Origin of the sequence: Sphingobacterium allocomposti (assembly GCF_008124885.1) — a bacterium.
In the GTDB taxonomy this organism is placed as follows: domain Bacteria; phylum Bacteroidota; class Bacteroidia; order Sphingobacteriales; family Sphingobacteriaceae; genus Sphingobacterium; species Sphingobacterium allocomposti.
In genome coordinates, this window is record NZ_VNHX01000028.1 from 52,394 (window position 1) to 59,017 (window position 6,624).

General features: G+C 47.8%; 8 protein-coding genes. 6 read left to right on the forward strand and 2 right to left on the reverse strand.

What is annotated here, in order from left to right:
* Nucleotides 1-167: 167 nt before the first annotated feature.
* From BC792_RS16510 to BC792_RS16535, 6 genes are all read left to right on the forward strand, one after another.
* Nucleotides 168-1,238 (forward strand): mandelate racemase/muconate lactonizing enzyme family protein, encoded by a 1,071-nt coding sequence (locus tag BC792_RS16510; protein ID WP_148910120.1) that lies wholly within the window; start codon nt 168-170, stop codon nt 1,236-1,238.
* Nucleotides 1,239-1,251: 13 nt separating this feature from the next.
* On the forward strand, nt 1,252-2,016 hold the full coding sequence (locus BC792_RS16515) for an SDR family NAD(P)-dependent oxidoreductase (protein WP_148910121.1): 765 nt from the start codon (nt 1,252-1,254) through the stop codon (nt 2,014-2,016).
* Nucleotides 2,017-2,475: 459 nt separating this feature from the next.
* Complete coding sequence (locus BC792_RS16520) at nt 2,476-2,694, forward strand: hypothetical protein (protein WP_148910122.1); 219 nt, start codon at nt 2,476-2,478, stop codon at nt 2,692-2,694.
* A 9-nt stretch (nt 2,695-2,703) separates the two neighbouring features.
* Entirely contained in the window at nt 2,704-3,150 is a 447-nt protein-coding gene (locus BC792_RS16525; protein WP_148910123.1) for an RDD family protein, read from the forward strand.
* Between the two features lie 37 nt (nt 3,151-3,187).
* Nucleotides 3,188-3,652, forward strand: a complete 465-nt coding sequence (locus BC792_RS16530) for a hypothetical protein (protein ID WP_148910124.1) — start codon at nt 3,188-3,190, stop codon at nt 3,650-3,652.
* A 112-nt stretch (nt 3,653-3,764) separates the two neighbouring features.
* Nucleotides 3,765-4,280: a hypothetical protein gene (locus BC792_RS16535; RefSeq protein WP_148910125.1), complete on the forward strand. Its 516-nt coding sequence runs from the start codon at nt 3,765-3,767 to the stop codon at nt 4,278-4,280.
* Nucleotides 4,281-4,315: 35 nt separating this feature from the next.
* Here the strand turns inward: BC792_RS16535 and BC792_RS16540 are convergent, their stop codons facing one another.
* Both BC792_RS16540 and BC792_RS16545 read right to left on the reverse strand, forming a co-directional pair.
* The gene (locus BC792_RS16540) at nt 4,316-4,852 is read right to left on the reverse strand and encodes a GNAT family N-acetyltransferase (RefSeq protein ID WP_246155163.1); all 537 of its coding nucleotides are present in this window, start codon (nt 4,850-4,852) and stop codon (nt 4,316-4,318) included.
* A 67-nt stretch (nt 4,853-4,919) separates the two neighbouring features.
* A complete protein-coding gene (locus tag BC792_RS16545) occupies nt 4,920-5,810 on the reverse strand; it encodes an alpha/beta fold hydrolase (RefSeq protein ID WP_170250066.1) in 891 nt (296 codons plus the stop codon).
* Between the last annotated feature and the right edge of the window lie 814 nt (nt 5,811-6,624).

The following is a 6,624-nucleotide window of genomic DNA, read 5'->3' on the forward strand; positions in this document are numbered from 1 at the left end:
GGGACAGCCTTGCTTTTGTTTCCATATCTATACGGTGAACCTCCAGAACAGGATTGATCAGGACACCTGTGTCTGCCGAATATTATATCTTAGCTCCAGCTATCAAAAGACATAAACTACGGCTTATCGTCGGTCTTTAGCCTTAGAAACCATAAGACATATTTTTAATGAAGATTAAACACTTCCATATATTTAAGGCGAAGGCTGCCCTGAATAAGCCTATCGCCGACGCTACGCATCAGCTAACGGAAATATCATTTATCGTGCTACGGATCGAAACCGCATCCGGCGTGGTTGGAGAGTCTTACCTCCTAAGTTTTCAATACAGCCCGAGGGCGATCGTAGGTGCTTTAAGGGATGTGGGCGACATGCTGATCGGCCGGGATGTGCACGATATGGCCGGCTCGTTTGAACATATAAACCAGCTCAGCGAATACTTCGGTACCGAAGGCATCAACCGATGGGCACAGTCTGCTTTTAATATCGCCATGTGGGACGCGTGGGCTAAAATTTTGCAGCAGCCGGTATGGAAGATCCTTGGAGGGACGGCGCAACGCATCCCCATCTATGGCAGTGGGGGCTGGAGTTCGTACACCATAGATGAGCTTATAGCGGAAGTTAGCGACTACAAAAAGCGCGGCTTCAGAGCTGTAAAAATCAAGGTCGGCAAACCAGATTGGAAAGAAGATCTGGAGCGGCTACGATATGTCCGCGAAGCAGTGGGCGATGACATAGCCATCATGATGGATGCAAATCAGGGAATGAAAGTACCCGAAGCGCTGGCACTGGCGAAAGCGGCCCGCCGACTGGACATCAACTGGTTTGAAGAGCCTATCGACCACCACGACTTCCAGGGATACCAACTCCTCCGTAACCAGGCGGGGATATCCATCGCCATGGGCGAAAGGGAATATAGCTCCCTGCCGCTCCGTGAACTTATCCGCCTGAACGCTATCGATATATGGCAGCCAGACATCCTGCGGATCGGTGGCGTGGAGGCGTGGCGTGATAGCGCTGCGCTGGCCAAAAGCAACCATATCCCCATATTACCGCACTACTATAAGGATTATGACGTGCCCCTATTATGTACGGTGAGCAACGGCAAAGGCGCCGAATCCTTCGACTGGATAGACCCGCTCATAGATCATCCGCTGAAAATCGAGCATGGTACGGCGGTTCCCCACGACAGGCCGGGGTGGGGCTTCTCCTTTAAAGACAGCTTTCTCAACGAACTATAACGAAACGACGCGTATGAGTTACCTCGAAAAGATTTATTCCCTGAACGGCCTCCGGGTGGTTGTTACCGGCGCCTCCAGTGGCCTTGGCCTTCATCAGGCCGTTGCATTAGCAAACTGTGGCGCGACGGTCTTTGCCTTAAGCAGAACGGGGACACCCAAGGTCGACATCAACATGCCTGTGCCCAAGAATGTGCACTTTGGAAGCCTTGACGTTTCCTCTCCGACGGAGATCCGGCAAAAAATCGGTGATATCGGTGCGGCGGGCGGCATCGACGTGCTCGTAAACAACGCAGGTATCACTGAGCGGCTGCGGGCCGAAGATATAAGCGAAGAACAATGGCGGAAGATTCATGATGTCAATGTGGACGGGGTATTCTGGTGTTCACAGGCCGCCTATCCTTTTTTGAAGGACTCCGCCCATGTGGGACGGATTATCAACATCGCCTCAATGGCTTCGTATCTCGGTTTTTCCGAGGTTGTCCCCTATTCTTCTTCAAAATCGGCCGTGCTGGGCATTACCAGAGGGTTGGCCGTAGAATGGAGCAAGGATAATATCCTTGTCAATTCAATATCACCGGGCTGGTTTCCTTCGCTGATGAGCCAGCAGGTCATGGACGCTGACCGGAAGGCAAAAATCCTGAACAGGATGCCGCTGCATCGATTCGGACGCCCGGAGGAGCTGTCTGCGATGACCTGCTTTCTGGCCTCGCCGGCGGCCACCTACATCACGGGACAGGATTTTAGCGTGGACGGCGGGGCCCTTGCCTTCGGTTTTTAACACCGGAACATCGACGTCCATTTTATCGAGGCGATCTAAATATAGGGCATGCCTTCTTTAAGTCATATCTGTCGCTCTCGCTGAAGGAGCGTCTGGAAATATGACGTAAAGTCCAAAACCGGGCGCATGACGGCATGATCCATGAATGAGATGGTAAAAATTGTTAATATGTGTTAAATGTACACCATACGACGCACCCTGGAACAACAATTGATAGTTTACTTGTAATTCATAATTTAGGTTAATAATTGGTTAGTAGTAAAATCCCGAAGCTCCCCGCTTCGGGATTTTTCATAAATATTTAAAATATCTATAGCGCATATTGCTTTTCAAAAGCCCGTTCCTTATATTTATAGTCTGAAACCTCGGCAACAAAACCCGTAACACCGAGTCGGTGCGGCGGAACCGGATGATTCGCGACGGTAGCAGGACAATGTTTAACAAAAACAACGCTAAATTATGTTTTCAATCGGATTACTACTGATGTACCTTATCTGGGCCGGGTTTATTGCTATCGTCCTTTATGGTCTTTACCGTGTTTTGTCAGCCTTGTTGGACCGGTACCTGGACGCCCGACGTGACCACACCGCGGCACTGCGCGAGCAAAACGAGACGCTGAAACAGATCGCTTCAGCACTGACTAAACGGGACGGAACGCCAAACAACGACTATCAATAACTGAAAATTATGAATACATCCGACAATTTCCCTGCCGTAGAAGAAACGGCCGGGGCGATGGTCTACCCGACCCTTTTAGAGCGAGTTAAAGCTCTTACTGTAGACAATGCTATTGTAATAGCCCTTGTTTTCGTCGTATCAATGGCGCTGCTGCCGATTGAAAATGCCCCCAACAGTGTGCGTGTTGTCTGTTTTGCACTTATTTTATTGTACGACCCCCTGCTTACCGCTTTTTGGGGTGGAACCATCGGCCATAAGATATTTCGATTAGGCGTAAAACGCGAAGAAAATGAGGAGAGAAACATTAGTCTTCCACTGGCCATTGTACGTTATATCGCGAAGATTGTCCTAGGCTGGATCTCATTGGTGGCGGTGTCCCTCAGTCCCCGAGGCAGAGCGATACATGATCAATTAACCGGCAGCATCTTAATTTACGTAGGTGATTTAAAAAAGTAGAAATCCTAAGTATATTTTATCAAACCACAATCAGATAATGAACTATCAGTTTACACTACCGGATTTTCCCGACTCAACGTTCGAGATGCAGACTTCCGTGTGGACGGGACGCTCCAAATTATTCCAGGACGGGATTTTAGTTTCGCGCGCCAACGAAAACGGAAGACCTTTTTTAATTACGGCCGCTTCGGGAGATACGGTAAAAGCGTATCCAAAACCGAGGTATATGGATGTGGTACCAGTTTTGGAAATTGACGGTATACAATACGATGTTGTGGAAAAACTGACCTGGTTTCAATATGTTATATGCTGCGTGCCGCTGCTGCTTATCTTTTTCGGCGGCGCGCTGGGCGGGGGCCTCGGAGCTGTCGCATCGTCTATTAACCTGCAGATCATAAGGACGGGGGGCTCAGCAACAGGGAACTATCTGAAGGTCCTGGGTATCACGCTCGCCGCTTTTGCCTTCTATTTTTTGGTGGCGTATATCATTTGGGGTGTTTGACGGGTGGAGATCAATACAGCCCGTTAAACGGTCCTCACCTTTCGGCGTCCAACTCCGTAGAACCTCCCTAGATAAGGAATGGTTTTTGGTAAATAATTTCAAATTCAATGGCATGAAGAATGTGATAGTATACGGAGCAGCAATGGTGCTTTTTATGGTTGGCGCCATTACGGAGGTGCACGCCCAACGCGGCCATAAGGAGGATAAATACTGGGAACGTCGGAAAGAAGCCGATAAAAAGCGTGCGGAGTATATCCGCGAAAACGAGAAGAAAAGGGATGAGTACATCCGGGAGCGCCGTAAAAAAGAGGACGAATACTATAGGGAATCTACAAAACGACGCCGCGAATACCATAAGGAAGTACGCAAACATGGGCGCCCCGTATGGGCAAGCGCTCACCGATACGACGAGCGTAACCACATTTATTTCCCCGATTACCGGACATTTTATGATCCCTACCGCGGCGGATATGTATTCCTTAACGGTGGTCGGTGGGCGTTCTCTGCACAGATTCCTTCTTTTATGATAAACGTAGACCTTGGACGGGCTAATGTCAGAATCTTAAAAGATATCCCGCTTGAGCGCCATCCTGAAGACTTCTACGACGATTACGACGAAGAATACTAGGACGATTAGGAATCAGCTGCGTCAACGCAGCTGACTTATAACATTCGCTTCATCATGATATCGGTCTGCTCGTCATCGCCCAGCCTGAAGATGTGTTTATCGAATTCGACAAAGCCATTTTTTTTATAAAAGCGGATCGCCCGTAGGTTTCTTTCCCAAACGCCTAGCCAGACATAATCGGCATTTTTTTGCTTGGCGACTTCGATTGCTTTCTCGTAGAGGAGCTGTCCGGCCTTTTGCCCATGGTATTCTTTAAGTACATAAATCCTCTCAATCTCAAGGGCCCTGTCATCCTGCAATTCGGTTTGCGACTTTCCGAAGTTAAGTTTCAGGTATCCTATTACGGCGTTATGGCGTGCTGCAAAATAGAATTCAGAACCGGGATCGTTCAGCTCAAGAAAGAGCTTTTCTGTGGCAAACCCTTCCTCTAGATACCTGGACATGTTCTCCTCGGTATTATCTTCTGAAAAGGTTTCATAAAACGTTTGCTTCCCAATTTCCTGCAGCCGCGTTAGGTCACCTATTGTCACCCTGTTTATGGTTATTTCTTCCATCGTTGTTATCTCCTCCAATAAACTGCAATTTAGCAATCCTTATTTTCAGAAAGCGCAGCTCCAGTTTTTTATTTTGAAAAGAACGTTAGCTTGGTTCTTCACTGCGGAGTACAAGGCTGTGCAAAAAATGCCTAATGGCCTGTAGAAATTCTTCCGGACAACCGAAATGAATATTATGATCGGCGCAATCGAACGCCCGGTAAGAGATCAAATGAGGGAACCTACTTGCCAGCTCACGGTTCTCGGCACTGTTTTGGAACAAATCAGGTGTCCCTACGGCATCTAAAATCAACATCGGCACATGAAGTGTCTCGTAAATAGCCAGGGGTTGTTGAAGTACAATAGAGGCAGCGTACCGACTGACGGACTGGGGCTGAAAGAGGAGTTTCGCATAGTGGCTGCCGTCCTGCATATGCATATATTCCATTAACCCGCCGTAGCCTATCCACTTATCCTTGACCTGGCGGATAAAGCCGAAGTTGTGAAACTGGCTCCCACCTGTTTTTTTATCGTAAAAATTGCTATAGACCTCGAACTCAGAGTCGTAAACATCGAAATAGCGGCTTTTTATCTCGTCGGGTATACGTACCGATTCAAAGAAGGTGGCCAGCTGGTCCGGCGGCAGTTTAAAAAAGGTTGTAGCAAACGCTACGGACCCGCCGTCTTCCAAAATGATGGCGGCTACCTGATCTGGATGGTTCTTGTAAAACTCGGTCGCCAGGTAAGCGCCTCGCGAGAAACCGGCTATTACAGTCCTTTCAATACCGAGTACGTCCAGTAAAGTAGAGAGGTCGTCGGAGAAGTCTGCGAAGTCGGCATCTCTTCCCGGCATCGGTGTCAATCCGTGTCCGTAGTGGTCTACAGAAAGTACGAAATATCCGTCGTCGACAAGGCGTTCAGCAAAAGGTTCGAAGTCATACGCAGACAGCAGGCTCCCCGGCAGCCATAAAAACGCTTGGTTTTTCGATCGCCCCAAGACAGATAGGACAAGGTGACATTTTCCGTCTGTAGAAACCCGCGGTGTTGTTTCTCGAAATCGCTGAACAACTGCTTGTCGATTAGGTATTGTCTGTACAACATACTGTCCGACGGTTGACACGCAGCGGAGAAAGTGGAAGCCAACTGGACACAGACGAGAAGAACAAGATTCTTAAACATAAAACAAAAGTAAATGCTTTAAAATTGCGCAATTCTTTTCAAATGTCAACCGTGGTTCGGTCACAATTAATCCGGCAATATGGCGAACAGGGCTCTTGCCGAAACTTGCTGTAAAAAACCCGCGGATTGCACGCGTGGACTGCTGCTATTACGATGGCAATTATCGTCTTCCGGCGGACCATAGGATCGGCCGTATTACCTACAGATAACCCAACCTGGCCCCGCTCCGGCGCGCTATTGATAAACGTCGGAAAAACAAAGTTCAAATGGATACAAGATTAACCTGTTCGGACATCGAACATCTGCAAAGCTTGAGCCAGCTATTCAAGAGGAAAACAACCATTACCCCTATAAACTTCAGGTGGGGTTTCAACTGCATATCTTAAGCGAAACATTTCTAAAAAGCGGCCGAACAAGCTTCTTTGACCGCGTAATTATATTCATCAAAAACGAAAAATAAAAATCTGCGTTATACTAGTAATTCATAAAGGTTAATAATGATTGGTTAGTTAGTAAAAAAATCCGGCAGCTCCCCGCGAGGGCACTGAAAAAGCCTCAATTTTTTAATGAGATTTAAAGAAATGACTGAGTATAGGTGTTCCCTTACTCGGTCATTTTTGTTTAAAGGGTTT

What these genes read in the sequence shown, in the direction of transcription:
- BC792_RS16510 (WP_148910120.1), top strand. Translation starts at nt 168, where the DNA reads ATGAAGATTAAACACTTCCATATATTTAAGGCGAAGGCTGCCCTGAAT.
- BC792_RS16515 (WP_148910121.1), top strand. Translation starts at nt 1,252, where the DNA reads ATGAGTTACCTCGAAAAGATTTATTCCCTGAACGGCCTCCGGGTGGTT.
- BC792_RS16520 (WP_148910122.1), top strand. Translation starts at nt 2,476, where the DNA reads ATGTTTTCAATCGGATTACTACTGATGTACCTTATCTGGGCCGGGTTT.
- BC792_RS16525 (WP_148910123.1), top strand. Translation starts at nt 2,704, where the DNA reads ATGAATACATCCGACAATTTCCCTGCCGTAGAAGAAACGGCCGGGGCG.
- BC792_RS16530 (WP_148910124.1), top strand. Translation starts at nt 3,188, where the DNA reads ATGAACTATCAGTTTACACTACCGGATTTTCCCGACTCAACGTTCGAG.
- BC792_RS16535 (WP_148910125.1), top strand. Translation starts at nt 3,765, where the DNA reads ATGAAGAATGTGATAGTATACGGAGCAGCAATGGTGCTTTTTATGGTT.